Consider the following 26,479-nt stretch of genomic DNA (forward strand, 5'->3'; position numbering starts at 1 on the left):
ATGCTATCATTCTGTATTGTCGACGACGATGCGGTAAGCAGAAGAATGCTCCAGACGATTATCGAGAAAGACGGCGTTGGCGAAGTAGTTGGCTTGGCGGCCGGCGGCGTTGAAGGAAAGCGGCTTGTCCTTGACGAGAACCCCGATGTCGTACTTATCGATCTATTAATGCCGGACCAGGACGGAATCGAAACCATTGCCCGGCTGAAGCAGGAAGGCTACGAGGGCAAGTATGTGATGATCTCCCAGATCGAGAACAAAGAAATGATCGGCAAAGCTTATCAAGCGGGCATTGAGTTTTATATTCACAAGCCGATTAACCGGGTGGAGGTCAACGCCGTGCTTGGCAAAGTAAGCGAGCAATCGCGAATGGCCCGGTATTTGAAGGAAATCAAGCAATCCATTGCCAAGCTTGATGATCTCCAATCCGAACCTGCTGGCATGCGGAAGAAACGCGATGCCAAAGAAATAGTTCGCATGATCTTAATGGACATGGGGATTATCGGGGAAAGCGGCAGCCACGATATCATCCAGATGTTGTCATGGTTAAGCACGCGGCAGCAGGGAGGGGGAGCAGGCTTCCCGCAGCTCAAAACGCTGTTCGAAGCCAGTGCCCGGGCAAGCAAGCCGGCGGGCGGCGATCTTGAGAAGGAAGGGAAAGCGGTCGAACAACGGGTTCGCCGGACTGTCATCGCTGCTTTATCCAACCTGGCGAGCATCGGGCTTACGGATTACAGTCACCCGAAATTCGAGCATTACGCGCCGCTGTATTTCGACTTCGAAGATGTGCGCCTTAAGATGAGGGAAATCGACGAGAAAGGTCCGCAGGAGAAACGCAAGGTTAATATCAAGAAATTTCTTCAGGTTCTACATCTGGAGACGGAGGATAAAATGAAAAATCAATTGTAGAATAAGTTAACATAAGGAGGTGTTCGAATATGGATCTGCTTAAAGGCATTGGAAAGCTGGCGGGCGATGTTACGGGCAGAGTACTTGGAGGTACTGTGCGCGTTGCCGGAGAGCTTGTTCGCAGCGATTATATAAAAGAGATCGGCAATGACGTGGAAAGAGTAACGGCAAAGACCGGTGAACTCGCAGGCCAAGCGGCGAGCGGCGTATGGGATGTAGGAGCCGGAATCATAACTTCGGATAACCATCAGGCAAAGACCGGATTAAATGATCTGGGAAATGCCGTCAAGACGACGGTTAGAGGCGCTGGCCAAGGAATCGAGTATGTAGTCGAGAGCGGCAAAGACGTAGTAACGGGCATAAAGGAAAACGATAAGCAGCTCATTAAAGACGGAGCCAAGAAACTCGGCAAAGCAGCCGCAGTATCCATTATTGCCGTCGGGGTAATCGACATCGTTGATGGGCCGGACGGAATGGGGCCATCAGAGACGGCCTGATTCGAAATTGAAGCAAGTAATATTAAGGTTCAGGTTAAAGAGGGAGCATTACTCGTTCAGGAGGAATGCTCCTTTTTTGTGCTTATTTATAATCTGACAATAATAATCTCATAAAATACGATGCAAATTTACTGTGAAACAATAAATAATTGTGTTAGAGTATCTTTATTAAGATTAGCGAGGTGCTCTTGATGGGACGGGGAACAACACTCTTTTTGAAACTAGCCGATATTGTAATTGGAATTCCAATTCTTGCATTTTGTATATTCCTTGTGCCTAGGATCGGGAATTTTGCCGCAGAATCGTACCCCGACATGACTTATTTGAAATCTTTGGTTATGATCGATATGTATGCGGCAGCCATTCCTTTCTACATGGCTTTGTATCAAGCGTATAAGCTTTTAACTTATATGGATAAGAACCAAGCGTTCTCGGTATTATCCGTAAATGCTTTAAAGAACATCAAATATTGCGCGATCTCCATCAGTGCGATCTACCTGTTAGGTATGCCGCTGTATTATCTCATGGCGAAGAACGTGGATCCCCCAAGCTTTATGCCATTTGGTTCGATCATTATTTTCGCCTCCATGGTGATCGCCGTGTTTGCCGCTGTTCTCCAACGATTATTACAGGAAGTTATTCGAATGAAATCGGATAATGAGCTTACGATCTGAGTTATGCAAAAACTCCTGCCGGATTCGTTCGGCAGGAGTTTTTGCATAAGTTATTTATTTCGCTTGAACGTCGATTCTCGGAGACTCGCCAGCTTCTTCAAATTGAATGTTGCCGGGTCTGACTCTGAATCCTTTCGTTACAAACAGGAGGTAGATGATCCCTAAGGCTGCCCAGCTCAGGCCAAGCATAAAGGAGTTGCGCTCCAGGTTAAACCAGAGAATAAACACGAACACCGCGCCTATTGTTGGAATTACGATATGAGAGAAAAAGCCGGTTACGGTTGAATACATTTTCTTTCTCCACGCATAGTGTACAATCACGGACAGATTTACGAACGTAAATGCAATCAGCGCTCCAAAACTAATGAAAGAAGAAGCTGTCTCCAAATTAAAAAATACGGCGGTCATGGCGAGCAGACCAACGATAATAATATTCAGGACAGGCGTTCTCAAGCGAGGATGCACATATCCGAATAATTTGCTTGGCAATACGTTATCCCGCCCCATTACGTACAGTAGACGGGAGACGCTTGCATGCGAGGACAGTCCCGATGCTACGGTTGAAGCGAGTGAAGCGGCGAGAAAGAACAACTGAAAGATTTTACCGCCTACATAAAGGGCGATCTCAGGCGATGCCGCGTCAGGATCATTAAAGCTGGTGACATCAGGGAAGAGCGCTTGAGCAAAATAAGATCCGATAATAAATAACAATCCGCCAATAAGAGCCGTAAGGAAAATCGCCTTAGGAATCGTCGAAGACGGATTTGGCGTTTCTTCCGAATACGTGGTTACCGCATCAAATCCTAGGAAGGAGAAGCACAATACCGTTGCGCCAATAACCAAGGAAGAAATCCGCATATCCGAATTATATAGAGGTCCCGAAGCAAGAACGCTGCCATACCCTTCACCGTTCATTAACTCCCGAACCGCGAGAATGATAAAAATAACGACAATTAACACTTGATAAAGAACCAATAAGGTATTGAATTTAGCAATAGAAGTGAGGCTCCATATGTTCGCGCAAGTAATGATAAGTACAAAAGCTACAACCCAGATCCATGGCGGCACCTCGGGAAAAATCGCTGAAAGATAAATTTGCGACAGCAGCGCATTGACCATAGGGAGAAGCAGATAATCTAACAAGGAGGACCAGCCTACCAGAAAACCTAAATGGGGGTTCATTGTTTTTTGGGTATACGTATAAGCGGAGCCTGCGCTTGGGAAGACCTTTACCATTCTTCCGTAACTGAAGGCCGTGAACAGCATGGCGACAAGAGCAATCGCGTACGCGACAGGCACATGTCCATCGGTGGATCCCGATACAATTCCAAAAGTATCAAACAAAGCCATCGGAGCCATATAGCCTAGTCCAAGCATGACAATAGACCATAGTCCGAGTGTTCGCTTCAATGTTGCTTGCAATTCCTATTCCTCCTGATGATCGACTGTGCAGTTTAAGTAATATAACACAACTTGGCTCATGCATAAATATAAATGTTGATGAATTTCGGCATATTCTTTATTTCGTGCTGATCACAAGGTTCAGCCCATACATACCATGATGATAAAGGCAGGTGAGAATCATCATGCGAGTGATCATTACATTAGCATGTACGGAATGCGGTGCCCGCAATTACACGACGATGAAGAACAAGAAAAATAATCCGAGCCGGCTGGAGCTTAGCAAATATTGTCCTTCCCATAAAAAAATGACGCTTCATCGAGAGACCAGATAAATAGGAAAGGGAGCAGATCTAAGTCTCTGCTCCCTTTCTTTTCCAACTTATACCTTGTAGTATTCTAATGTACATATGTAATTTCCAATATTGCGATCATGGCAGAAGGGAAGCGTGCAAATGACAAGCGGCAAGCCTAACATTTTATGGATATGTACGGACCAACAGAGATACGACACTTTAGGTTGTTACGGTAACGAGTGGGTGAACACGCCTCATATTGACTCTCTTGCCCGGACTGGCGTTCAATTCGATCATGCTTATTGCCAAAGTCCGGTATGTACGCCCAGCCGTTCCAGCTTTATGACCGGCCGGTATCCTCGAACGACAAGATGCAGGGCTAACGGGCAAAACATTCCTGCGGATGAAAAGCTGATTTCACGGTTGCTTGCGGATGAGGGCTACACTTGCGGATTGTCCGGGAAGCTGCATCTATCGGCCTGCCATCCATCGGTAAATAGCGCAACCGAGAGACGGATCGACGATGGCTTCCATCAGTTCTTCTGGTCCCATCATCCGATGTCCGAATGGCCGACTAACGAATATACCCAGTGGCTGAAGCAGAAAGGAAAGACATTCCAAGCGCCGCATATCGAAGGTTCCAAGCATGTGCAGACCGGCCCTGATGCGGAAGACCATCAGACGACATGGTGCGCGGAAAAAGCCGTACAATTTATAGAGACGAACGCAGATTACGATAAACCTTGGTTTTTTATATGCAATATGTTTGACCCTCATCATCCATTTGACCCGCCTAAAGCATATCTGGACAAGTATCTCGCTAGACTTGACGAAATCCCGCTTCCGAAATATAAGGAAGGCGAGCTTGAAGGAAAACCCTTATACCAGAGGATCGATCATGAAGGCGCTTATGGCATGAAAGGCCATCTGCCTTTCTCAGAGATGGACAACAACGATCACCGGTTATTGAAGGCAGCCTATTGGGCTATGGTGGATCTGATCGATGAGCAGGTCGGCCGAATGCTGGAAGCACTAAAGCAAAGCGGACAGCTGGACAATACGATAGTCGTGTTTATGTCCGATCATGGTGAACTGCTTGGAGATCACGGGATGTATTTGAAGGGACCGCATTTCTACGAATGTTCCGTACGCGTGCCGCTTATCGTATCCTGGCCCGGCTATATTCAAGGCGGTCGGCGAAACAAGCAACTGGTTGAACTGGTGGATTTGGCTCCAACGCTGCTGGACGCGGCAGGCATTAAAGTGTACGAAGGGATGCAAGGGAAGTCACTGTGGCCTTATCTATCCGCTAATATAGATACCCTGCACCGGGAAGATATTTATTGCGAATCCAATGATGCTAATTTCAAGCATAATCAGCGCTCTGCTTGGGCGACCATGCTCCGTACCGCCACCCATAAGCTTGTCGTTTATCACGGGGATTCGCTCGGGGAGCTTTACGATCTGGAAGACGATCCTGACGAATTCAACAACTTGTGGCACGACCCCGCATACATAGCCGTGAAGCTTGAATTAATGAACCGGTTATGCGACCGGATGGCATTTACCGTTGATCCGCTGCCGCCTCGGGTTGCGCCTTGGTGAATCGCAGCGAGCTGTTGCAAAAACTGGAGGATGGATCATGTCTTTTGTTAAAGGAATAGAATTATGCCGTCGATTTCATATGGAAATCATTGAGCCTTTCATGATGGACCAATACCCTTTGTTGTCTTACTCATCGGCATTAATGGGTCCCGGCAGCGAAGTTCTCGGTTATGATACGGAAATGTCTACGGATCACGATTGGGTGCCTAGGGTTTACTTATTTCTTAACCATTCAGATTTCGGTTACTCCGACCAAATCCAATCAACGCTTCGCGAGCGAGCTCCGGAACGATTCTATGGTTTTCCCGTCGATATAGAGAAGACCGTCATTACTACGGTGCCAATGTTCATCGAAAGTTACCTTGCTGTTAACCAAGACGCACAATTAGAACTAGTGGATTGGCTAACGTTTCCCTCGCAGTCGCTGCTCGAAATAACACGCGGGGAAGTTTACAGGGACGATCATGGTCAACTGTCCGCATTACGCAAACAATTCGAATATTATCCTAGCGATATATGGTTGTACTTGATGGGATCCTGTTGGCAGCGCATTGGTCAAGAAGAACATCTGATGCTCCGTTCGGGTTATATCGGCGACGAATTGGGATCGGCTATTATCGCTTCACGCCTGGTCCGTGACATCATTAATCTTTGCTTTCTTATGGAACGTCAATATGCTCCTTACCCCAAATGGTTGGGGACCGCATTCAACAACTTGAACTGCTCTAATTCGCTCATGCCTCATCTTTGGACGGCACAAACAGCTGCAACGTGGAGAGAACGCGAACATGCTCTGAATCAAGCTTACACACATCTATCCCGAATGCACAACGCATTAGGGATAACGGAAGAGATTCCTGAGGGCGTGACATCCTTTTTCGATCGGCCCTTCAAAGTAATGAACGGCGAAGCTATCGCCAGTCTCATCGCCAATCAAATTGTAGATCCAGATATTCAACGGTTATCCAAAAAACGTTTAATCGGCAACATAGATCTAATCACGGATAACACAGATTTCAGAAAAATGAGCAGGTGGTCAGAGAGTAGAGGAGAATCTGCGAGAACTACGTTCAAAAACCTATTTAAAGACTAGAGAGCCGCACACAGCGGCTTTTTTTTTTGATTGTGTTTCAAACTTTTATTCAGCGGGTATATATTAGGAAAGCAGCAGCATTCAACGTTATTCTTTTTGTAGGTGACGATCCATTCTAATGCCGGCCTGAATTCAGGCGATGTTGAACACTTGCTCCTTTTAAGTCTTGGAGCAAGTGTTTTTTATTATGAGAATACGACTATTAATCATATGGGGGAATTATCAATGACTAAACAATCTTTGGATTTCGTTAAACACACACTTGAAGGGTTGAAGCAAAATACAGCCTCTGTACTGGAGGAAGGGCTGATTGAGGACGTTATGCTGATGTTGGACAGGAAGTACCCGGCGCATCTGTTAGAAGACGGTAGTCTGGATCTTTCTGTTGAAGAAGACGAGGCGGCTGTTTCAAATAAGACGTTATTGTTTTAATAGACGTATCACTTATTATTAAGCTTTTGCCGAATCGCTTGCTCTATCGAATCCATTGGATCGCTGCCCGGTTTTGGAATATAGTAAGCAGGCGAGTTCGGCTTAACGTACAGTCCGCTGGCGGTGGCGAGCTCAGCGCTAATCGAACCTTTATCTTCGACGAGAGATTGAAGCAAAGTCTTGCTCATGCCGGCTGGCTTTGTTTGCAAAGCTGCGTAAACAACCTCGACCATATCGCCGCGCAGGAAAGGTTTGGCATTGGCAAGCCTCGAAGCGGCATCCGCTGCCAGCAACCCATTGGTATGTGACAATTCCTCCGCAGTTGAAGTCGTTGCGCCCGGATAACCGAGCAATCGGTTGATTAAGGTCAGAAATTCCTTGCCCGTCATTAAACGATCCGGAGCAAATGCACCGTTCCCAATGCCTTTGACATAACCTTTGTTTACCGCATACGCAATGGACTTAGCAGCCCAATGGGAGCTTTTTACATCGGTAAAGCTGGACTTCAGTTGTACTCCTGTAGCGTCGTCCTCTTCGCCGGAAAGCCGTAGCAGCATAACGGTTCCTTGCGCCCGAGTTATAGGCTCGCCTAATTGATATCCGTAATTGGTTCCCATAAAGAGACCAAGTCCCTTCAAAGTATCCGCTTGTTGTATCCGCTGGCTAGTAGAGGGGGAACCGGATGAAGCGGATGCGGAAAGAATGGATACTTCTTCTCGCAACAGATCCTGCGATTCTTCGAGGTTTGGCTTCTCCGGTTGTGTTTCGACTTCCACGCCGTTTAATTCACCAGATTGCACCATAGTAGTGGGATTTGAGCTATATGAGCTGACGAAGAAGTCCGAGGCCGGAGGATTGTTCATTAAATAGAGTGGCGCGGCGTTCAGTTGATATCCCGTCAATATTCCTTGCTGGTCGAAGGACTGGACAAGGGTCACCGACTTTATCGGCTGATTAAAATCTTTTACGACCGTCGCGTCATCAAGCTTTTTGCCAGACCAGAACTGGATGGAGGATTGTTTCAACCGCATATTTAACTCATTAAACTCATTGCTTATTGAGTTGCTTAAGAAGCGCTCCGAGCCGCCCTCGCCGGACATCCCAATAAACTGTTCTTCGATATACCGCTCTCCTGTGAACAAATGAACGATACCGTATAGGATTTGCACGGGCTTGTCCGTTCCGCCTGCGAGAGCAGTTAACCAATGATCGGCAGCGGCATACTGGGGATATACAGCGAAATCAGCTGCATATACAACTTCAATTCGATCAAAGTCATAGTTGACCTCTCCATCAGCGGCCGACGGCTGAGCGAATTGAAATAGCATCATAACAGACAGCAAGAGGGCAAACATTAACTTACGCGAATTCTTTTTCATATAGATACACATCCTCGCCAAATTATTCCATAACAATCATACGGAGAGAAATGAATTTTGTCACTATATCTGTATAAGAATCGGTATGTGGATGACCGTACGGGGAGATAATGAGTTAGATAACTGTACATCGAAAGCGAGGAACATGGTCATGTCAAATAAAAAGAACTATTATTCATTCGAAGATCCGTCTGGAACTACCGTTGAATATCGGGCAACAAGCTTGCAACAAGCCATGGTCATCAAGAAAAAGATTGCTTCGGAGTTGGGAATGGACAAAGAGGAGTTTGCATTAACCAATATAAGCAACAAACGCAGTGAGGCAAGCGATAATACAGAGGAATGACATGTACGTAAAATAATAAATCAAAAAGAGATGATGTCTGGAGACACCATCTCTTTTTATGTTGAAGCAAACCATACAACTATTCTTATCCCTGTGAAATCGCGCTTTCATCCATAAAGCCGATTTCCCATTGGTGACCGTCCAGATCGAGGAAACTTCTCTGGTACATAAAGCCGAGATCTTGCGTGTCATTGGCAATTTGGCCGCCAGCTTCAATCGCGCTGTCAACTAGCTTGTCCACTTTTGCGCGGCTTTCGACCATTAATGCGACTAAGACTTCGGTCACTTTGGATGTATCTGCAATCTCTTTCTTAGTGAAGGTTTTGAAATATCCTTCGACCAATAACATGGCGTAAATGTTTTCTCCGATAACCATACATGTTGCATTGTCGTCAGTAAAGTTCGGGTTGAATTCAAAACCTACTTCGCCGAAAAACGCAATCGATTTCTTTAGATCTTTAACAGGTAGATTAACAAACATGCTATTGGCTGTTTCTGCCATTCTGATCACCTCGTGTATACAGTATCACTATGATAAATTGGATGTCAAACCAAGAAATCTAAGCACACGGTATTTGTCTCTCCCACCAAACCGCATAAACATGGGGGGCGATCGCCTCACGGGTCAAGCGTACAGGCCGTATTGCGGTTATGTGAATACAATAAGTTGTATTTCAAAAACCGGAAGGGGATAAGTGCAGTGAACCGTAACTATTACATGGGTAATGTAGAAAGTATGAATGAAGCTAACTTTTGTCCCGATTGTCCAACCCAAACGATTTATGATCCTCCAATTACCTTGTACGAGAACTACTACCATCCACAGCTTATCAATGTCGTTCAAAATATCGAAACAGTGAAGCAACACCATTGTTGCCCTGTTTATCAGCATTATTATACGCATACAGAGAAAAACGTTATGGTTTCCAGCGTGAAACGCGGGAAACAACAAGTTAAAGCTTCTTCCAAGAAACGTTCGAAAAAATAGGACTTAACAAACATAAGACCCGTAAGAATGAACGCTGCATGAAGCGGACATCTTACGGGTCTTATGTTTGCTGATTACATGGAATATTACGGGACGTTTATAGATATAGGGACAGATGTCCAAGTCATTAATCCCTCACGGCGAATATAACGTATCATAAAGGCACAATTCTGAAATGGAACGAGGGATGGGCATCAATGAATTATCTAGTTCCTATGTGTGATTGCGGAAAGAAACTAATCGTCTTCGAACAAATCGTTCATTTCAACGAATATAACATACTTAGAAATGGAAAACCGGAAAAGAAACCAACCTTTGTATTTAAAGAAGGGCATTTAAATACAACCCGATTAAAGTGCGAAGACGAAGGTTGCGATAACGAATATTCCTTTGACGAGGATGAAGAAGGAAGAATCGTCAGGAAGGAAAAAATAGACGAGGCACAAAATGCCGAGTGAAGCGACAGAAACATAGTAGATGAGAAGCCGCATATTCTGCGGTTTTTTTGTTTGGGGCGTCAACCGCATTCGCTCAGCTCATTATTTGATCTCTCAATAAAAAGGGGCTTAGCGCTGAACAAAGAATATGATAATAAGAACAACAACTGCTAAAGGAGAAGGATGACCATGACAGCCTTTCAGGACAAGCTTCCCCTTCAAATTCACTGCATTGGAGATTTGTGGGTGCAGTCGGGATATATACTAGGTCCGCGCACGATTTCCGATTATGAATTAATTTATTTCCCTGAAGGCACCAGCGTGGTTTATTCGGCAGGCGGCAAGAGTTATGTCTTAAACGAACCTTGCCTGTTAGTTACAAGACCCGGGGAAGAGCACGAATACCGTTTTGACTCGGAGAAAAACGTTCGTCATTTGTTCATTCATTTTGAATCCATGGCGCTAAGAAGCCGGGAGGCCGGATATGAAGGCTTGTTTGAAGGCTCTCCGATCTTTCCGGCTGAACAATTCCCGCTAGTTCCCGGTCTATTGAAAAAAATGCTGTGGATCGCTAACCGCCAGCCGCCTTATTGGCATAGAAAATTGATGGCGCTGATGCAGGTGATAGTGGAAGAGCTGGCTTCTCCGGATGCTTATACCTTGCAAGCGGCAGAGCTGCTTCCGATTCACGTGCAACAGGCGATCGATCTGATGTCCGAAGATTTGTCCGATACGATCAGAATTGACGATATCGCTAGCCGCTCGGGCTGGTCGCATGGACATTTCACGAGAGTGTTCACCGAATGGACGGGCATGTCGCCGAAGCGGTTTCTGCTGGAGCTCAGAATGCGAAGAGCGGAGGAATGGATGCTGCGAGGCAAAGGTACAATCAAAGAGATTTCGTTCCAGGTAGGTTTCTCGGATGAACATCATTTCTCTAAAATGTACAAGAAAATTCGCGGGATCACCCCATCCGAATATATAAAACGTTCAAATGCACCATTGTTCCGCCATACGGCTGAACCGCTCGCCATGGCTACCTCCGTTCATTTTCCCGCTAACCGGTTAGTTATCGTCCAAGAAGACTACATCAAATAAACACACCAATTATATGAATCGTTCCATGGAGGAAAAGGCAGTGTTTCTCTTAGAATAAGAGTAAAGCGTTAACTATGAAGGAGGCACCTTTAATGGGCAAATTTTACACTCCTAAGTCAAAGCAACGGGACGATCGGTATTTGGTAAGCGTCGAGCAATACAAGCAGTACCATAGAGACGGATTTCTAATTGTACGCGGACTGCTCGATTCCTCACAGGTTGCCGAACTGTATGAGCTTGCGGAGGAAAAGCGTCTAAGCCAGCTGGATCCAAGCAAACAAGCAGACAAGAACAATAGTGATCCTCTAAAAGAAGAATTCGCCGCCGCGACAAGAATCCATATGTTATCCCGAGTGAATGCCGCCGCAGAACGAGGCATGCTGAACCCGCGCATTATAGACGTGACTGAGGCGCTTATTGGACCCGATGTCTATGCTTTGCAATCCATGTTGTTCTTGAATCCGCCGGGCAAAGGCGGGCAGGGCTGGCATCAGGACTCCTGCTACATCCGCACGCATCCGGATACATTGGTTGGCGCTTGGATTGCTCTGGAGGAGGTTGATGAAGAGAACGGCTGCTTATGGGTCGTGCCCGGATCCAATCATGAACCGGTATATCCTCCGGAAGGAATGGGAGGAGGCAATGTTCATGCGCTTGACGCGTTCGCCGATTTGCATGGCGTTGAGAATGTCAGCCATCTAGACGATCAAGTGAATACGCTTTCTAAAGTGGTCGAGAGCTATCCACCGCCGATTCCCGTACCAATGAGCGCCGGGGACGTATTGTTCTTCGACTCTCATTTGTTCCATCGCTCGTACCCGAACCGCACGACAGACAGGTATCGCCGTGCGTATGTATGCCATTACTGCAATGCCCGTTCCTCAGTACCTTGGGATCATGATGGATTTGAAGGGGATTCGGGCAATTACCGTCAAATATTAGCAAGAGGATGTACTACTCATCCGTATGCCGAGCCGGCCTTCGGAACGGAAGTCTATTTGACCGACGAAGAAGAAGCAAGCGGCAGCGTTGCAATGATGGGGATGGATAACGGCATGATGATGCCTATGGGCATGAAAAAGGAATAATCACACGGTCATTGGAGGTTCTTGAACATGCCCAAACAATTACTGGCAGCCGCTCCGCGCAAAGCCGCTATCGCCGATTACGAGGAACAACCGATTAAACCGAACGAAGTCAAGGTCAAAGTCGAATACGCTTCGCCGAAACACGGTTCCGAGCTAGCCGGTTTCCGTGGCGAGAGCCCGCATACAGCCGATTATTTTGACGAAGAATGGAAGATGTTCCTGAAACGGGAGGAGAGCGACCATGCAACGGACGGCGGCTTCGGACGCTGGAACCTCGGCAATCAATGGGTCGGTATCATTGCGGAAGTCGGCGCGGACGTAACGGATTACTCTGTCGGTGACCGGGTTTGCTGCTACGGCGGCGTCAGAGAGACACATATCGTTAACGCCATTAACAACTATTATTTGAAGAAGGTTCCGGCCAACATGTCATGGAAAAACGCGGTTTGCTTCGACCCTGCCCAATTCGCGCTTGGCGGCATTCGCGACGCGCATGTCCGTGCTGGCGATCGCGTTGCCATCTTCGGTCTTGGTGCCATCGGCCAGATCGCCGCGCAAATGGCCCGGCTTGCAGGCGCAAGTTGGGTAGCCGTGATCGACCCAATCGAGAAGCGTCGCGAAGTTGCGCTCCGGTCTGGCGCGGATGCAGCCATCGATCCTGTACATCAAGACGTGGGCCTCGAACTGAAGAAAGCTACGGACAAGTTAGGTGTGGACGTCGTTATCGAGACAAGCGCAAGCGAATTTGCGCTTCAACAAGCGTTGCGAGGATTGGCGTACGGCGGCACCATCGCATTTGTCGGCTGGGCGCGTGCCTTCAAAGGAGGACTTGATTTGGGACGCGAAGCGCATTTCAATAACGCCAACATCGTCTTCTCCCGCGCATGCAGCGAGCCAAACCCGGACTATCCGCGCTGGAGCTGGAGAAGAATTGAGGACGTATGTTGGGAGATGCTGAAGAATGGTCAAATTAACTGCGAAGAAGTCATCAATCCCGTCGTTCCTTTCCTAGAATCGGCAGACGGCTACGAACAATATGTCGACCGGCGCCCGGATCTCAGCATCAAGTTAGGCGTGAATTTCGGTTAATAAGCAGGAGAGTAACCTTTCCTTCAAGAATTTCACAGATAAGCAGTCTAAAGTTCAAGGACAATGATTGGGCAGCTTGTCATAACATTCGACGCTGAAGGGGACCAAATGATGAACGCTGAAGAGAAGGAACTCATTATTTTTTTCGATTGCGGAGATACGATTATTGATGAAGGCACGGAAGTGCGTGACGAACACGGAACGGTTATTGACGGCAAAGTCATTCCAGGAGCCGATGTGATGGTTCGAACGTTGGCGGAACATGGCTACCGTCTGGCAATCGTAGCAGATGGTTTAGCGCAATCATTCAAAAATTTGCTCACTATAAACGGCCTATATGATTACTTCGAGGTACTCATCTACTCCGAGCAGATGAAGGTCGATAAGCCCAATCCGCGTATGTTCAAAGCCGCCATGGCTGCCATGGAGCTTGACGAGCAAGACCGAAACCGGATCATCATGGTTGGTAACAATTTGTCTCGCGACGTAAGAGGAGCGAATCAAGTTGGGATCACGAGCGTACATCTGAACTGGACCACGCGTTATCCGAAAACTTCGCTGGATGCATTGGAGCAACCTGACTACTCGATCTCCGAGCCACTCGCGCTTGTAGAATTAGCAGATCGTCTGAATGCAGAACTCGTCTCAAATGTGAAGGAGTGTTAATGATGAAGGTACTCGTAACCGGCGCATCCGGTAATGGAGGACAAGCCGTCTGCCGGCAATTGCTCCAAGCTGACCATCAAGTAAGAATGGCGGATGTCATTCCTTCTGCAATGATTAATGAAGGAACGGCAGAGTTTATTCGTTGCGATACAAGGACTGTATCCGATGTTCAGCGAGCGGTGCAAGGCATGGATGGAGTTATTCATTTAGCCGCATGGCATTGCAGCCATCAACCGCCGGTAAGCGACGATACGATATTCGCGGTTAACGTAGATGGAACCTATAATGTATTCGAAGCATGCAGAAAGGAAGGCATTCGTTCCATCGTTTATGCCTCGTCAATGGCTTACGGCTGGGGGTCTGTGTACGGGGTCAGCAAAGTCATCGGCGAAGATCTTTGCCGAGCCTACCACGAGATGACAGGTGCTTCGATTGCAATGCTCCGCTATCATGAATTTATTCCTAGGCCGTACCTGGAGTTCGGCGCAAGACTATTGCGAAATGGCGTTGACCGAAGAGACGTCGCATCGGCGACGGTTATGGCGCTGGAAGCTGCTGCAGCAGAAGCTTTTGGATTGTTCCGGACGATTATCCATACGAACCATGGCATGCCTGAGAATGTGCGAAGCCATTTCGCCAAGCTAGGGCCAGAGTGGTGTGAACAACAGATTCCAGGAATCACTAAGCTGCTGGAGCTTTATAACATTGCTCTGCCGGATGAAGTTGAGCAGCATGATTTATCCGAAGCTAAGCGGATTATAGGCTGGGAGCCTCGGGTCGGATTCATTGAATTCCTGAGAGATTTACAATTAAGGCATGAGCAATCCCTTGAAATCCATGGCCTCGTTGTACCTTCAGAACTACCGAATGATCGCTAAGAACTTACTAAACGCTGCCAAGCAAATAGGGCAGCGTTTTTTTTGTAGAGAATTTGAGGTAACGAGTTTGTATAAAGCCGGCCGTTGAGAATGTGTATTGAGCATGCAATCCTATTCGGGTTACAATCTAGTCATTCGAATTGATAATGATTATCATTTTGAATGAGTGGATTGTATTGCAAGAGATCATACAACATTTGGGAGTGAATTAAATCATGGCAAGATCGGGATTTATGAAGACAGGATGGATATCGCTAATAGCGGCAGCAATAATTACAGTGACAGGTTGCGGCTCGACGAACAATCAAGCTGTGACCACGGTGAATGCCGACCAGCCTGGGCAGGCGACCACAGCGCCAAGCGAAGCCCCGCCTCAGACGGAAACGCGCGTCGTAACCGATGCCTTTGGAGAGGTGGAAATTCCAACAAATCCAAAGCGAGTCTCAGCTCTTTATCGTGAAGATTATTTAGTTGCGCTTGGGGTAACCCCTATTGTGCAATATTATAACCCAATGTGGGGCAAGCAGGATTATTTAAAGCTGGATGTACCGTTGTTCGACGTGACTGGCAGCATTGAAGCTATGCTTGTGTCCAAACCGGACTTGATCATCGGCGCCGGAGAGGTCGATGCAGACCAATACAAGCTTTATTCCAAAGTGGCGCCGACGTTCCGCTTGCCGGATGACGTACTTGCGGATTCGCGCAAAACTTTGACTTTAATCGCCGATTTGCTTGGTCTTAGCGACAAAGCGGAGCAGGTTCTAGCCGATTACGAAACCCGTATAGTTGATGTGAAGGCGAAGCTGAACGCGGCAATCGGCGAAGAAAAGCTTGTTGTTCTGCGGATGAACGTCGCAGACAAATCGATTAATATTTTCGGCACTCATAATACGTTTGTTGGACAAATCTTGTATGAAGATCTTGGGCTGAAGGCACCAAAGTTCGCCGAGGAGATGACAGAGGGCAATATCGTCTTGTCAAACGAGGTCATTCCCGAGCTTGACGCAGATCATATTATTCTGCTTCCGTCCAACGGGACTTGGGAGGAAGAGAGCAACGCAAAGGCGCTTGAGAAAATGATGGCTGATCCGTTATGGCAAAACGTTCCCGCTATTAAGAACGGCCATGTTTATCCCGTAGAGAGATCGTATTGGCAGACGGGAGCTATTACAGCCAACGGATTGAAGATGGATGATTTGCTTCGGTTGCTGGCTTCTTAGCAGCAATTAAGAGCAATAGAGAAAGAGCCGCTTTCAACAACAGTGTTGATGGACGGCTCTTTTTGATTTACAATAAATCAAATGAGAATGAATATCAATCGAGAAGGCGGTTTGATAGGAACAATGGATATTGAACTGTGCAAACGAGCAGGGACTGCACCTTTAGTCCATTATGTGCTGCGATCCATCCACTTAAATGTTGTTGGTGATCAAGCAGAAGCTAGTGAATTGTACGACAGCGACAACAATGATAAGGAGAACTTTGAACTGCTCGTTATAACGAGCGGGACGGGCCAAGGAAAATGCTATTTGCAAAGGCCTGGGAGTTCAATATCCGTTGATCAAGAAGGAATGTACAGCTATTACCGATTGTGCTTCGTAACAAGCGACTACGAGGCGGCTTCGAGCTTGCTGCCGAATAAGCAAGAGCTTGCCTGCGCACCTTTTGCGAAAACGTTGGAGCTGCTTGATGAATTATATGGACTCCGCGAGACGACAGGAGAGCTCGAGCAGTTCCAACGTTTTGTTAGATTTCAAGAGCTCTTGCTCTTTCTATTCCGCCAAAACGCGCCTGCAGCCCAGGATGGGGGAACGGATAGCGAGCGACATGGGGTAGAGCTTAGCATACGGCATATTCATCAGTATTACCGCGAGCTTCTGACCGTGGAGGAGCTAGCCTCTCTTGCAGGCATTGATCGCTGGAAGTATACCCGCCTGTTCAAAGAGGCAACGGGTCAAGTACCGCTCCAGTACTTGAATGAAGTTAGGATTAATGAAACCAAGAAATGGCTGGCAAGCACGGATGACAAGCTGCTCGACATTGCCCTCCATGCAGGCTTCAACAATGAATATTATTTCAATCGTCGTTTCAAGCAGACGGTAGGCATTTCGCCCGGACAATATCGTCGCAGCCGCAAGGGGACACTCCGAATAGTAGCGCCGTATTTGGAGGATTTCATAGTCGCGCTGGATTTGCAGCCTATCGCGCAGTATTGGCATTCCAAATGGGGAAAACAAGACTATTTAGGCTTAAGCCATATTCCGACTTTTGACGAAAACGGCGGCAATTTTGACGAACTTTCCTGTTATGAGCCGGATTTGATCTTGCTCATGGATCGTTACGAGCAACAGCAATATTCGCAGTGCAGACGCATATCGAATACGTGCATTCTACGCGAGGAGACCCAAAATTGGCGTACGCTGCTTCGTACCGTCGCGGATTATTTCGGCCGGACGGAATTAGCCGAAGATATGATCTCAGAATATGAATCCAAAGCACGGAGCGCGAGTCATACGCTCAGTCAGGTTATGAAAGGCGAAACGGTTGCCTTCTTGCGTATCTCGGCGGACCACATTATTCAATATACGGATGAAGGGCAAGGTTTTGTTTCGACTGTTCTCTACGGCGACGTTGGCTTGCGCTCCCACTCCGCAGTAGGCGTAGCTTCCAAAGCGAATAGACCGGGCATGTTCAATCTCTCAGTAGAGGACTTGCATACGTTAACCGCGGATCATCTGTTTATTACTTTCGATAAGTGGCATAGCCAGGCAGAAGGCAAGGAGAGGGAACTGCTTACGCAGCCAGAATGGCGGGATCTGCCCGCTGTAAGAAACAATCAAGTTTACGAGGTTGATTTTCTAACTTGGATGAATAACGGAATCATATCGAACGGCAAAAAAATCGATGATATCTTGCGATCGTTAGCATGATTTTGTATTTATATAAAGCCTCCGTCGATTTTGTCCATTGTTATTGCCGCATCGCTGAAGCTACAATTACATTGATAATGATTATCATAGTTTGGGCGTTATAGACGCCAGCTGGAGGAGGACATCAATTGACGGAGCAGCTTGAATTATTCGATGTGACGATTATCGGCGGTGGTCCTGCGGGAATGTATACTGCCTTTTATAGTGGAATGCGGGATTTAAAGACGAAGTTAATAGAAGCGAAAGACGAGCTTGGGGGACGGATGCTTATTTATCCCGAGAAAATGATTTGGGATGTGGGAGGGGTTACGCCGATCCTATGCGAGAAGTTGATCGCCCAATTGTCGGAGCAGGCGAAGACGTTCGATCCGACAATTGTATTCGGCCAACATATTATCGGATTGGAGAAACAAGCGGATTCGACCTACATTCTGGAGGCGGCAACGGGGGAGAAGCACTGGACGCGCACGGTCATTCTGGCTATCGGCCGCGGTATTCTGCGAATGGCAAAGCTGGAGCTCGAAGGTGCCGACCGCTATGAGGTGACCAATCTTCACTATACCGTGCAGGAATTAGAGCCTTTTAGAGGAAAACGAGTCCTTATTTCGGGCGGCGGAAATTCCGCTGTCGATTGGGCGAACGAGCTAGTACATATCGCTGCTGAGGTTACAGTCGTGCATAGGCGCGACCGCTTCGGCGGACATGAGAAGAACATTGTTAGAATGAAGGAGTCTGTTGCCGATGTGCTAACGCCATATGAAGTCTCGCAGTTATACAGCGGCAACGGAAAGACAATTGAAAGGGTGACGATTACCCATATCGAATCAGGTGACTCGCGAGAGTTAGAAATCGACGAGGTTATCGTCAACCACGGGCTGAAATCCGATTTTACGGGCATCAAGGATTGGGGTCTGGATATGGACGACTGGAACATATTTGTCACCCCGAAACTGGAGACAAACTTGCCGGGCATATTCGGGGCTGGCGACTTCGCCAATTACGAAAGCAAGCTCAACCTCATAGCAGGAGCGTTCACAGATGCAGCTTTAGCCCTTAACAGCGCCAAACAGTACATGGATCCCGAGGCACCAAGAATGGCTTATGTATCGTCGCATAACGAGAGGTTTAAAGAACGGAACAAAGCGCTTGGCGTATCCGATGAATAGCAGCGTCCGCTAACAGGATGACGAAGAGAGACCTATCAAGAGTTCATTGAACTTTTGATAGGTCTCTCTATTGTTGATCTGTTGATCAATTCAATTCTTGCTCTAGTACAGCATTCACTAGACGACGAACCTCATCCGTAGATTTTGTTTCCATTAATTGAATTCTTAATTCGTTTGCGCCTCTAAATCCACGAACATAAATTTTGAAAAACCGAAGAAGCGGTTTAAATGAACGTGGCAGGATGGCTGAATATTTATCGTGAAGATCGAGCTGTAACAGTAGTAGATGGAGGAAATCCTTCGCACTATGTTCTTTGGGTTCTTGTTCGAAAGCATACGGATTGGTGAAGATACCGCGGCCAATCATAACGCCGTCAACGCCGTATTGTTCCACCAATTTCATTCCTGTTGCGCGGTCGGGGATATCACCATTAATCGTTAATAGCGTGTTTGGAGCAATTTCGTCGCGTAATTTTTTTATTTCGGGGATGAGTTCCCAGTGCGCATCTACTTTGCTCATTTCTTTTTTGGTACGAAGATGAATAGAAAGATTCGCTATATCTTGATTCAATATATGCGTTAACCAGTCGCGCCACTCCTCAACCTCGGTGTAACCCAATCTTGTTTTGACGCTAACGGGTAATCCGCCTGCTTTGGCTGCTTGAATAATAGCTGCCGCAACTTCAGGATGCCGGATTAATCCAGAACCTTTTCCATTGGACGCAACGTTTTGCACAGGACATCCCATATTGATATCGATCCCGCGAAAGCCAAGCTTCTTCATATCTATGCTCATCTGAGCAAACAATTCCGGCTTATTGCCCCAAATATGAGCGACGATGGGTTGCTCATCTTCCGTGAACATTAACCGGCCACGGGTACTTTCTATTCCAACAGGGTTGCAATAACTATCCGTACTTGTGAATTCCGTGAAAAATACGTCGGGTTTAGCAGCTGAACTAACGACGTGACGAAATACAACGTCTGTGACATCTTCCATTGGAGCTAATATAAAAAATGGCTTCGGCAAATCAAGCCAAAAATTCTCGTTACTCATATAATCTCCTTCTTATGCAGCGTTTATATTGTTTAGTTGATTGTAAGTCTTTTACCCATCATTACATAGTATCATTTTTTTGCGTTTTAGCAACTAAATCATGTAGGAAAAGGGTGTTTAGATCCTTTTGAATGAACTGAATAAAGTTTTGCGCCGTCTTGGATAAAAGGTGATTCTTCAGCCATATTAAACCGACCGGGGCCGTCATGAGAGGCGAGTCGGTTATTTTGTGCGCATGAATTGCATATCCTTTGTATCTTTTAAGCAGCGTTTCCGGCACGATCGACACGCTGAATCCGGATGACACCAAATCCATCAAGAGCGCAATGTCGGAACATTCGCCAACAAGGTTGGGGCGCATTTGAAGGCGGGAAAATGCCTCCAAAATCAAATAATGCACGCCTAATCCCTGCGTGCTTGGCAGTAGGAGCGGATGGTTTTGAACGTCTGCAAGCGATACTTCATTTTCGAACAATTTCTGTTTCTTTGACGAGATCAAATAAAACGGTTCGGCATAGAGATGCAGCACCGAAAATTCATCCAACCCGAGCGGTAATCGAATGAAGGCTAGTTCGACTTCGCGGTCTTTGACTAATCGACAGAGCTGCGCGGACTCGTTTTGCTGTATTTTATAGGTGACCTTTGGGTATTGCCTTTGAAAATGGAGCAGGATTTCGGGTAAATCCGCAACCGAAAACGTATTAACGCCTATGGCCAGTCTTCCGTTTACTCCGTTTCCGACTTCCTTCACTTCCGCTTTCGCTTCTTCCATTAACTGATCCATTTGCAACGCATATTTATACAAGGCTTTTCCGGCTTCCGTAACCTCTAAATACTTTCCGCTTCTTTCCACCAGTTTTGCCCCAAGTTCATCTTCCAATGCTTTCAATAGCTGGCTTATTGGCGGTTGCGAGAGAAATAGTCTTCGCGCGGCGGCTGAAATGCTCTTTTCCTCCACAATCGCTATAAAATACCGAAGTTGTCTAATGTCCATGTGCGAAACGGCTCCTTTTCCTATATGAAAAAGTTAAGTGAAACTAATTATATATATATTTTTCGTTTAGTTTTACTCATGGTAGCATATTTATATCAAACGTTGTAGGAAGGTGGGATCGAGCGGATATTGCTGCAAGCGGAACTGACTCAGGCAGAATGAATACGTACGGAGAGGTGAGGGAGCATGCATGAAACGTATTGGTTGAAGAATGTCCGATTGGAAAACGGGCTTACGAAAGAAAATGGCTTCGTTACGGGGACGACCACGGGTTTATATGATTTGTTGATCGAGAACGGCACGATTGCCGATATTAAAGCCGCAAGCGGCGAGATGCCGCATGAAGCAAAACAAGGCGAAACGGAATCGACTGTTGACGCGCGCGGACTTCTCGCTTTGCCGTCCTTCATCGAGAAGCATTGCCATCTGGATAAAACGCTGCTTGGCGACCGTTGGCGGCCGGTTCGTCCGGCATCGACCCTATTCGAACGTTTCGAGATCGAGAAGAACACGCTGCCCGAGTTGGCAACATCTATGAAACAACGAGCCGAGAGGCTGCTTGATACGTTGCTTCAGGCGGGCTCGACGCATGTGCGCACGCATGTCGACATTTACCCCGAGGTAGGGCTTCGTCATTTGGAGGCCATTCAGGAAGCGATTGCCGACTTCGAGGGCAAGCTGTCCGTCGAAATCGTCGCTTTTCCGCAGCATGGGCTTCTTCGGACACAATCCGCCGGCCTTGTCAGGGAGGCGCTGGCCAGGGGCTGCGGATTGATTGGCGGCGTGGATCCGGCGACCGTGGACGGCGACATGGAAAGATCGCTGCAGCAGATGATGGAGCTGGCCGTGGAGGCGGACGCGGATGTCGATCTGCATCTGCACGACGGCGGAAGCATCGGTCTTGCGACGATCAAGCGATTGGCGCAATTGACGGAAGAGGCCGGCTGGCAAGGCCGGGTATCGATCAGCCACGCATTCGCGCTGGGTGATATGGAAGGCCGGGAAGCGGACGAGACGGCGCAGCTATTGGCTGATCTTGGCATCACGATCATCACGAGCGTCCCGCTGGGGCGAATGATTCCGCCTGTTCCATTCCTTCGCGCGAAAGGCGTGCCGGTTGCTGTCGGCTGCGACAATATTTTCGATTCGTGGTCGCCATTCGGCAACGGCGACATCCTCGAGCGGGCGGGCCGCTTGGCACAAAGGTTTGGATATAACACGGAGCAAGCGCTGGCGGGTACAATTCCTTTGATAACGGGAGGTCGAACGCTGCTTGATCCTGATGGGAGACAAGCATGGCCGAAGCCGGGGGACGAAGCTAGCATCGTATTCGCGGAAGCGAGCTGCTCGGCGGAAGCGGTCGCCAGAAGAGCGAAACGCCCGGCAGTCATGTATAAAGGAACGATCGTTTCAGGATCGCTTAGAGAGAAGGTGACGACATGAAATATTCGGCTTACTGGCTGATCGACGTTCGCTTGGAATGCGGTTACCGCTATGAAGACGATGCCATCGTCGGAACCGATACGGAAATCTGTCATATCCGCGTGGAGGATGGCCAAATCGCGGCAATAATCTCCGGCAATCGACCAAGCGACGGGCTTCCGCAGCTTGATGCCGCAGGGCTACTGATGCTGCCTGCTTTCAAGGAAATGCACATCCATATCGATAAAACCTATTACGGCGGCCCATGGAAAGCGGTTCGTCCCGTATCCAGCATTTTCGGAAGGTTCGAAGAAGAACGCGAGCTTCTGCCGAAGCTGCTGCCGACGGCTAGGCAACGGGCGGAAAGCATGCTCGGCATGCTGCTTGGCTTCGGCTCTACCCATGTCAGGACCCACTGCAACATCGACCCGATCGTCGGCATGAAGAACTTGGAGGCAACGATGCTGGCGTTTGAGACATTCGCGGGCAAAATGACGCATGAGATCGTTGCGTTTCCCCAGCATGGACTTCTTCGCTCCAATGCTATCGAGCTGGTACGGGAAGCGATGAACCAAGGTGCTACCCATGTCGGAGGAGTGGACCCGGCAACCGTCGACGAGAATATCGAGAAATCGCTGCAGACGATCATGGACATCGCCGTTCAAACGAATGCGGGAGTCGACATCCATATTCACGACCGCGGCGAACCCGGTTTGACCACAATGCACCGGCTTGCCGATCTTACGGAGCAGGCGGGTTGGCAAGGCAAGGTAACCGTAAGCCACGCGTTCGGCTTTGCGGGCGCGAGCGAAGCTGCCGATGAACTGGCGCAGCGGTTTGCTGAATTAGGGATTTCCATCACTTCGACGGTACCGTTCGGCAACTTGATCATGCCGATTCCGATGCTGAATGCCAAGGGAGTCCAAGTAGAGTTAGTCAATGACAGCATCACCGATCATTGGTCGCCGTTTGGCATCGGGGATTGCCTGGAGAAGGCAGGCATGCTCGCCGAGTTATACCGGTTTGTTGACGAACGTTCGCTCGCGGAGTCTCTCGGCTTCATCACAGGAGGGACGATTCCGCTTGACGCCAATGGCAAGCGAGTGTGGCCTGCGGTTGGCGATAAGGCCGACGCCGTCTTCGTGCAAGCCAGCTGCTCCCCGGAAGCGGTAGCACGGCGGGCAGAGCGCAAAGCGGTATTATTCGGAGGCGCAGTCGTTTCCGGCTCGTTGAAGAGTCTGCTTGAACAGTAAACATTCGTATTCTTTGGAGATACCGGCGTGCGTTCTGCCGCCGTCACCATAAACTAAAGCACCAAACGAACAAGGAGACGCTCCTTGTTCGTTTGGTGCTTTTTTTTGCCGCGTGAAAACATGTACCTTAACCATTCGGTTGTTACAACTATGTTACAACTTGTATATATTTTTGAGATATGTTTTTTGCAAGATTAGTTTAGTGCTCTTAACGGTACTAAAGCGAAATGGCTGAGGCTAAGTGGGTGAACGAAGATGGAACATGGGAGCTTAGGTATTATCGGGGGAATGGGTCCCAAAGCTACCTCGGTTTTTTTTGAAAAAATAATAAACAAAACGAGTGCGGATATGGATCAGAATCACATTAATATGATTATTCTCAATCATACGAGTCTTCCTGACCGGACCGATGCTCTTCGAAAGAAGGAAGGCGATCTATTCATAGATCAAATAGCTAAAGATATAGCTCTCCTTCATCATGCCGGCGTGTCTAATATTGCAATACCATGCAACACCGCGCATTGCTTTTATGACGAGATGCAGGAAATGACCACGATTCCGATTATTAATATGGTTACCGAGACCCTTAAGCTTGTGGCGGATAAGTTTGGTACAGGCAGCAGAGTGGGGATATTGGCGACTGATGGAACCTTGCATAACGGGATATACAGCAAAGAATGTGAAAAGTTGAAACTTCAACTATACAAGCCGGATGAAGAAGTACAGCAACGTATCATGAGTATCATTTATAAGAAACTGAAGAAAAATCAACACGTTAAACCAGCGGAAATCGAGGTGATCATCGAGCATCTGCTTAGCGATTTCGGTTGTGACTGCGTCGTCATTGCTTGCACGGAATTATCAAGCATACCATTGCGCCAGAACATTAAACGATATTGCATAGATGCTATGGATGTACTCGTAGAGCAATCGATTCTTCGTTCAGGCAAAAGAGTTAAAACGTCTCGGCGCGCGGGAGCTTGATTGTACCGCCGGACAACATAATGGACCGATGCACAAGCACGTCCAAGGCATCGATACAGTAAGGGCGCACGGATTCGCTTAATTCAATGCACGACAATTCCGTGCACGCAAGAACAACGCCGTCGCATTTTTCCCGCTCGAGCATTTCCGTCACAATACCTTCAAGCACGCGAGCATCCGAATATCCGTTTTTCTTAATATCATCATAGATGATGCTCATGATGCTTTGTTGCATGCTCGGGCTCGGGATAAACGGCTCAAGGCCGTATTGCCGCAGGACATCCGAGTAAATGTCGGTTTGAAGGGTGGCGTCGGTCGCGAGAATGCCGATTTTACGATTGGCTTTATGTTTCGCGAGCAATTCTTCAACCGTTTCTCTTACCATGTTCACTATCGGAATAGCCGTCATGGCTTGAATGTCGTCGAAGAAACGGTGCGCCGTATTGCAAGGCATCACGATGTTCGGCACATCCGCATGCTCGAGCAGCGCGATGTCCGCTTGGATCAGCCGAAGGAATTGCTCGTCTTTCCGCTCAAAGATCGAGTTCGTACGGTCCGGCAATGACGCATGATTCAAAATAATCATGTCGATATGGTCTTGATCGGCTTCTGCTTTGGTCAATTCAATAACTCTGTCGAAAAAAACGGATGTCGCCTTTGGTCCCATCCCGCCGATCACGCCTAATTGGTGTCGCTTCATCATTTCTACCTTATTTTGCACGATTATTTTCACCTTATTTTGTATGAACAAGTTAATTTTTGAATTCCAAAATCCGGTTTTGGCTATAGTATAGTGAAATGATTTGAAATTATTCGTAAAGTTTCGACAGGAATGGGGTTACCGCATGCGCACAAAACGAACTAGACGCACTAGACGTATCAAGGTGATCTTTGGATTTGCCATTGCTCTTATAGCGGGGGTAGTTATTTGGACTTCTATCGACCGGACATCGGCGGATTCCAATCCGGCTGCCACATCGACTGAAACGCCAACTGCTGTGCCGACTGCCGCATCTGCTGCTACGCCGGACACCAAGGCTGACACGGAGCCGCCCCAAATCACGGGAATCAAAAATTTAACCGTCTTTATCGGAGACCGCGTTTCCTACAAGACCGGCGTAATCGTTAAGGATAATCATGATACTAACGTCTCGTTGGGCGTAGACACGGGCGGCGTTAACTTGAAGAAAGTTGGCGTTTACACGATTACGTACACGGCTAAGGACGCCGCAGGCAACGCTACCCAAGCGGAAGCAACGGTAACGGTCAAGGTAAAGCCTGCAAGTCCCGTCAACGAAGACGAACTGGATAAACTGGCGGACACCGTACTGGCCAAGATCTTGACGAAAGACATGACGGAAGTCGACAAGTTATGGGCGATCTTCAAATGGACGAAGTACAACATTGGCTATGTCGACAGTTCCAGCCACACCGATTGGCGAAAAGGCGCGCTTCAAGGGTTTAAACAAGGTACGGGCGATTGCTTTGTCTACTATGCCACCGCAAGGAAGCTGATGGAGCGAAGCGGCTTCGAAACGCAAACCGTGATCCGGGACAAAGGCAGAAAATCGAAACATTACTGGAGTTTAGTCAAAGTTGAAGGCGTCTGGTATCACTTCGATACGACTCCCACGATCAAAAAGAATACGACATTCCTGCTTACGGACGCAGAGCTGGCATTATTCAATAAGCAATTTAAGAACTACTATCTATACGATAAGAGAAAACATCCCGCAACGCCGACCAAACCGCTCAAAGAAAGAAGCAAGTATCTCAAATAAGAAGGGGGGCATGGTT

At 47.7% G+C, this 26,479-nt stretch carries 28 protein-coding genes; 22 read left to right on the forward strand and 6 right to left on the reverse strand.

Annotated features, from left to right (window positions below):
- From QQK89_RS25005 to QQK89_RS25015, 3 genes are all read left to right on the forward strand, one after another.
- Complete coding sequence (locus tag QQK89_RS25005; RefSeq protein ID WP_284241437.1) at positions 1 to 909, forward strand: response regulator; 909 nt, start codon at positions 1 to 3, stop codon at positions 907 to 909.
- Positions 910 to 938: 29 nt separating this feature from the next.
- Positions 939 to 1,406 (forward strand): hypothetical protein, encoded by a 468-nt coding sequence (locus tag QQK89_RS25010; protein ID WP_284241438.1) that lies wholly within the window; start codon positions 939 to 941, stop codon positions 1,404 to 1,406.
- Positions 1,407 to 1,597: 191 nt separating this feature from the next.
- Entirely contained in the window at positions 1,598 to 2,080 is a 483-nt protein-coding gene (locus tag QQK89_RS25015; RefSeq protein WP_284241439.1) for a DUF2975 domain-containing protein, read from the forward strand.
- A gap of 54 nt (positions 2,081 to 2,134) precedes the next feature.
- Here QQK89_RS25015 and QQK89_RS25020 read toward each other — a convergent pair whose 3' ends face one another.
- Positions 2,135 to 3,502, reverse strand: a complete 1,368-nt coding sequence (locus QQK89_RS25020) for an APC family permease (protein ID WP_284241440.1) — start codon at positions 3,500 to 3,502, stop codon at positions 2,135 to 2,137.
- Positions 3,503 to 3,666: 164 nt separating this feature from the next.
- Between QQK89_RS25020 and rpmG the strand changes: the two genes are divergently transcribed.
- The 4 genes from rpmG (at position 3,667) to QQK89_RS25040 (ending at position 6,907) form a co-directional block, all read left to right on the forward strand.
- Positions 3,667 to 3,816, forward strand: a complete 150-nt coding sequence (gene rpmG, locus QQK89_RS25025) for a 50S ribosomal protein L33 (RefSeq protein ID WP_015844858.1) — start codon at positions 3,667 to 3,669, stop codon at positions 3,814 to 3,816.
- A gap of 120 nt (positions 3,817 to 3,936) precedes the next feature.
- Complete coding sequence (locus QQK89_RS25030; protein ID WP_284241441.1) at positions 3,937 to 5,382, forward strand: sulfatase family protein; 1,446 nt, start codon at positions 3,937 to 3,939, stop codon at positions 5,380 to 5,382.
- Between the two features lie 37 nt (positions 5,383 to 5,419).
- Positions 5,420 to 6,475, forward strand: coding sequence for a DUF4037 domain-containing protein (locus QQK89_RS25035; RefSeq protein ID WP_284241442.1), 1,056 nt, complete (start codon positions 5,420 to 5,422; stop codon positions 6,473 to 6,475).
- Positions 6,476 to 6,700: 225 nt separating this feature from the next.
- The gene (locus tag QQK89_RS25040) at positions 6,701 to 6,907 is read left to right on the forward strand and encodes a hypothetical protein (protein ID WP_284241443.1); all 207 of its coding nucleotides are present in this window, start codon (positions 6,701 to 6,703) and stop codon (positions 6,905 to 6,907) included.
- Positions 6,908 to 6,915: 8 nt separating this feature from the next.
- Here QQK89_RS25040 and QQK89_RS25045 read toward each other — a convergent pair whose 3' ends face one another.
- Positions 6,916 to 8,286 (reverse strand): S-layer homology domain-containing protein, encoded by a 1,371-nt coding sequence (locus QQK89_RS25045; RefSeq protein ID WP_284241444.1) that lies wholly within the window; start codon positions 8,284 to 8,286, stop codon positions 6,916 to 6,918.
- A gap of 151 nt (positions 8,287 to 8,437) precedes the next feature.
- Here QQK89_RS25045 and QQK89_RS25050 point away from each other — a divergent pair, with 151 nt between their 5' ends.
- Positions 8,438 to 8,632: a hypothetical protein gene (locus tag QQK89_RS25050; RefSeq protein ID WP_284241445.1), complete on the forward strand. Its 195-nt coding sequence runs from the start codon at positions 8,438 to 8,440 to the stop codon at positions 8,630 to 8,632.
- Between the two features lie 85 nt (positions 8,633 to 8,717).
- On the opposite strand, the gene QQK89_RS25055 is transcribed toward QQK89_RS25050, so the two are convergent.
- Positions 8,718 to 9,134 (reverse strand): VOC family protein, encoded by a 417-nt coding sequence (locus tag QQK89_RS25055; protein WP_284241446.1) that lies wholly within the window; start codon positions 9,132 to 9,134, stop codon positions 8,718 to 8,720.
- Positions 9,135 to 9,332: 198 nt separating this feature from the next.
- Between QQK89_RS25055 and QQK89_RS25060 the strand changes: the two genes are divergently transcribed.
- The 10 genes from QQK89_RS25060 to QQK89_RS25105 all read left to right on the forward strand — a co-directional run bounded on the left by QQK89_RS25060 (position 9,333) and on the right by QQK89_RS25105 (position 18,972).
- Positions 9,333 to 9,620 carry a hypothetical protein gene (locus QQK89_RS25060; RefSeq protein WP_284241447.1) on the forward strand — a complete coding sequence of 96 codons (288 nt, stop codon included), beginning with the start codon at positions 9,333 to 9,335 and terminating at the stop codon, positions 9,618 to 9,620.
- Positions 9,621 to 9,817: 197 nt separating this feature from the next.
- Complete coding sequence (locus QQK89_RS25065; protein ID WP_284241448.1) at positions 9,818 to 10,078, forward strand: hypothetical protein; 261 nt, start codon at positions 9,818 to 9,820, stop codon at positions 10,076 to 10,078.
- 168 nt (positions 10,079 to 10,246) lie between these two features.
- Positions 10,247 to 11,155, forward strand: a complete 909-nt coding sequence (locus QQK89_RS25070; protein ID WP_284241449.1) for a helix-turn-helix domain-containing protein — start codon at positions 10,247 to 10,249, stop codon at positions 11,153 to 11,155.
- Between the two features lie 92 nt (positions 11,156 to 11,247).
- The gene (locus QQK89_RS25075) at positions 11,248 to 12,243 is read left to right on the forward strand and encodes a phytanoyl-CoA dioxygenase family protein (RefSeq protein WP_284241450.1); all 996 of its coding nucleotides are present in this window, start codon (positions 11,248 to 11,250) and stop codon (positions 12,241 to 12,243) included.
- Between the two features lie 27 nt (positions 12,244 to 12,270).
- Entirely contained in the window at positions 12,271 to 13,332 is a 1,062-nt protein-coding gene (locus QQK89_RS25080) for a zinc-dependent alcohol dehydrogenase (RefSeq protein ID WP_284241451.1), read from the forward strand.
- Positions 13,333 to 13,440: 108 nt separating this feature from the next.
- Complete coding sequence (locus tag QQK89_RS25085) at positions 13,441 to 13,998, forward strand: HAD family hydrolase (protein WP_284241452.1); 558 nt, start codon at positions 13,441 to 13,443, stop codon at positions 13,996 to 13,998.
- Positions 13,998 to 14,876, forward strand: coding sequence for an NAD-dependent epimerase/dehydratase family protein (locus QQK89_RS25090; protein WP_284241453.1), 879 nt, complete (start codon positions 13,998 to 14,000; stop codon positions 14,874 to 14,876). Before QQK89_RS25085 ends, QQK89_RS25090 begins: the two co-directional genes overlap by 1 nt.
- A gap of 215 nt (positions 14,877 to 15,091) precedes the next feature.
- Positions 15,092 to 16,096: an ABC transporter substrate-binding protein gene (locus QQK89_RS25095; protein WP_284241454.1), complete on the forward strand. Its 1,005-nt coding sequence runs from the start codon at positions 15,092 to 15,094 to the stop codon at positions 16,094 to 16,096.
- Positions 16,097 to 16,219: 123 nt separating this feature from the next.
- The gene (locus QQK89_RS25100; RefSeq protein ID WP_284241455.1) at positions 16,220 to 17,806 is read left to right on the forward strand and encodes an AraC family transcriptional regulator; all 1,587 of its coding nucleotides are present in this window, start codon (positions 16,220 to 16,222) and stop codon (positions 17,804 to 17,806) included.
- Between the two features lie 128 nt (positions 17,807 to 17,934).
- Positions 17,935 to 18,972 (forward strand): NAD(P)/FAD-dependent oxidoreductase, encoded by a 1,038-nt coding sequence (locus tag QQK89_RS25105; RefSeq protein WP_284241456.1) that lies wholly within the window; start codon positions 17,935 to 17,937, stop codon positions 18,970 to 18,972.
- A gap of 85 nt (positions 18,973 to 19,057) precedes the next feature.
- Here QQK89_RS25105 and QQK89_RS25110 read toward each other — a convergent pair whose 3' ends face one another.
- Positions 19,058 to 20,029 carry a tRNA dihydrouridine synthase gene (locus tag QQK89_RS25110; RefSeq protein ID WP_284241457.1) on the reverse strand — a complete coding sequence of 324 codons (972 nt, stop codon included), beginning with the start codon at positions 20,027 to 20,029 and terminating at the stop codon, positions 19,058 to 19,060.
- Positions 20,030 to 20,090: 61 nt separating this feature from the next.
- Positions 20,091 to 21,023 carry a LysR family transcriptional regulator gene (locus QQK89_RS25115; protein WP_284241458.1) on the reverse strand — a complete coding sequence of 311 codons (933 nt, stop codon included), beginning with the start codon at positions 21,021 to 21,023 and terminating at the stop codon, positions 20,091 to 20,093.
- Positions 21,024 to 21,209: 186 nt separating this feature from the next.
- Here QQK89_RS25115 and QQK89_RS25120 point away from each other — a divergent pair, with 186 nt between their 5' ends.
- The 3 genes from QQK89_RS25120 (at position 21,210) to QQK89_RS25130 (ending at position 24,682) form a co-directional block, all read left to right on the forward strand.
- The gene (locus QQK89_RS25120; protein WP_284241459.1) at positions 21,210 to 22,466 is read left to right on the forward strand and encodes an amidohydrolase; all 1,257 of its coding nucleotides are present in this window, start codon (positions 21,210 to 21,212) and stop codon (positions 22,464 to 22,466) included.
- On the forward strand, positions 22,463 to 23,698 hold the full coding sequence (locus QQK89_RS25125) for an amidohydrolase family protein (RefSeq protein WP_284241460.1): 1,236 nt from the start codon (positions 22,463 to 22,465) through the stop codon (positions 23,696 to 23,698). The genes QQK89_RS25120 and QQK89_RS25125 overlap by 4 nt, the downstream gene beginning before the upstream one ends.
- 255 nt (positions 23,699 to 23,953) lie before the next feature.
- Positions 23,954 to 24,682, forward strand: a complete 729-nt coding sequence (locus tag QQK89_RS25130; protein WP_284241461.1) for an aspartate/glutamate racemase family protein — start codon at positions 23,954 to 23,956, stop codon at positions 24,680 to 24,682.
- Here QQK89_RS25130 and QQK89_RS25135 read toward each other — a convergent pair.
- The gene (locus QQK89_RS25135) at positions 24,654 to 25,403 is read right to left on the reverse strand and encodes an aspartate/glutamate racemase family protein (protein ID WP_284241462.1); all 750 of its coding nucleotides are present in this window, start codon (positions 25,401 to 25,403) and stop codon (positions 24,654 to 24,656) included. The two genes, QQK89_RS25130 and QQK89_RS25135, sit on opposite strands and share 29 nt — an antisense overlap.
- Positions 25,404 to 25,527: 124 nt before the next feature.
- Between QQK89_RS25135 and QQK89_RS25140 the strand changes: the two genes are divergently transcribed.
- The gene (locus QQK89_RS25140; RefSeq protein WP_284241464.1) at positions 25,528 to 26,463 is read left to right on the forward strand and encodes an immunoglobulin-like domain-containing protein; all 936 of its coding nucleotides are present in this window, start codon (positions 25,528 to 25,530) and stop codon (positions 26,461 to 26,463) included.
- Positions 26,464 to 26,479 lie beyond the last annotated feature (16 nt).

The sequence above is a fragment of the Paenibacillus glycanilyticus genome, from assembly GCF_030161375.1.
In the GTDB taxonomy this organism is placed as follows: Bacteria; Bacillota; Bacilli; order Paenibacillales; family Paenibacillaceae; genus Pristimantibacillus; species Pristimantibacillus glycanilyticus_B.